This is a genomic window from Paenibacillus phyllosphaerae, assembly GCF_014192105.1.
In the GTDB taxonomy this organism is placed as follows: domain Bacteria; phylum Bacillota; class Bacilli; order Paenibacillales; family Paenibacillaceae; genus Paenibacillus_Z; species Paenibacillus_Z phyllosphaerae.
This window is the reverse complement of the sequence record NZ_JACHXK010000050.1, coordinates 1-1,667: the sequence shown is the minus strand read 5'-3', so window position 1 is coordinate 1,667 and position 1,667 is coordinate 1. Positions and strand designations below refer to the sequence as shown.

Annotated in this window: 1 protein-coding gene; it reads left to right on the top strand. The window is 44.0% G+C overall.

The genetic code is table 11. The features are described 5' to 3' along the window. Positions 1–66: 66 nt before the first annotated feature. Positions 67–1,622 (top strand): IS3 family transposase gene (locus tag FHS18_RS33980; RefSeq protein ID WP_183604811.1). Its coding sequence is split into 2 segments (ribosomal slippage): positions 67–721 and positions 721–1,622, totalling 1,557 coding nucleotides; the frame shifts between segments, so codons are not numbered across the junction. Positions 1,623–1,667: the final 45 nt, after the last annotated feature.

Genomic DNA, 1,667 nt, shown 5'->3' with positions numbered 1-1,667 from the left:
TGATATGCTCCCCTTACGGTAGACAGGTGAAATAATAAAACCTGTTACCCTAAGGGGAGCTTTTTTATGCAAAGACGATCCTACTCGGCTTCTGAGAAACTTACGATTCTAGTAGAAATTGAACGTGGTGAGATTGGTTTTAATGCTGCTTGTCAGAAATACAGCATTCACAACCCGACGTTATGGAAATGGCAGCGTCAGTACAAACTGTATGGTTACGAAGGACTAGAGAATCGCAGTAAGAATCGAAGTTATAGTGCGGAGCTTAAGTTAGAGGCGGTGCTAGATTTCCTTAAAGGTGGATTATCCAAGTATCAGGTTATCGAGAAATACAAGATCGCTAGCATAACGCAGCTCTCCAACTGGATTAAGAAGTATAATAGTCATAGCAGCTTAAAAGCCTACAAAGGGGAAGCAAATGCTATGACAAAAGGTCGCTCAACGACTTACCAAGAACGGATTGACATCGTTCAATATTGCTTGGCAAATCAACATAATTTTCAACAGACAGCGAAGCATTTTCAGGTTTCCTACCAACAAGTGTACCAGTGGGTCAAGAAGTTTGAAGATGGTGGTCACGAAGCCTTACAGGACGGTCGTGGACGAAAGAAGGCACCTGAGGAGCTAAACGATGCGGAGCGCCAGAAACTTGAGATAAAAAAGATGGAGTATGAGATGGAACGGCTTCGGGCGGAAAATGCGTTCCTAAAAAAGCTACAAGAAATACAAAGGAGGCGAAGCTAAGTCAATGTCGACATGAGAATATCTACCTCGCCATTCAAGAGCTTCAGGAAGAATCGTCAATTAGTGTTCACCTTCTGTGCGAAATTGCAGGAATCGCACGCTCAAGCTACTACAAATGGCTAGATCGCAAACCCAGCGCCCGTGAGATCGAGAATGAAAAGTTGATGCAGGTGATGATGGCGATCTACGAGAAAGTAGAGCGGACTTTTGGCTATCGTCAATTAACTCTACACATGCGCCGAGGAACCGGAAAAACCATCAATCATAAGCGTGTATACCGGCTTATGAAGGTAAAGGGAATTCAGTCCGTAATCCGCAGAAAGAAGAAGAAATATGCGCATTCCACACCGCAGCAGGTAGCTGAAAACGTATTGAATCGCAAATTTCAAGCCAGTGTCCCTAATGAAAAATGGTTAACAGATGTAACAGAATTTAAGTATGGTCACGGTCAGAAAGCTTATCTAAGCGCTATCCTTGACCTACACGATAAATCCATCGTTGCTTACGTATTAGGGCGTTCCAATAACAATCCCCTGGTATTCCAGACGTTAAAATTAGCCTTGCAGGCAGCTCCAGGAAGCAGGCCGATGCTTCATAGCGATAGGGGCTTCCAATACACGTCGCTGGACTTCAAAGCGCTCTTGGAAGAAAGCAAGATGTCTCAGAGTATGTCTCGAGTGGGGCGATGCATCGATAACGGCCCCATGGAGTCATTTTGGGGTACGTTAAAATGCGAAAAGTATTATTTGCATACGTACCACACTTTTGAGGAGCTTGAAAAGGACATAATTTCGTATATCCACTTCTACAACCACGGACGATTGCAAGCAAAATTAAACGGCCTCAGTCCAATGGAATTCAGGACGAAGGCCGCTTGATTGACTTTTATTTTTTGTACTGTCTACTTGACGGGGGGCTGTTCA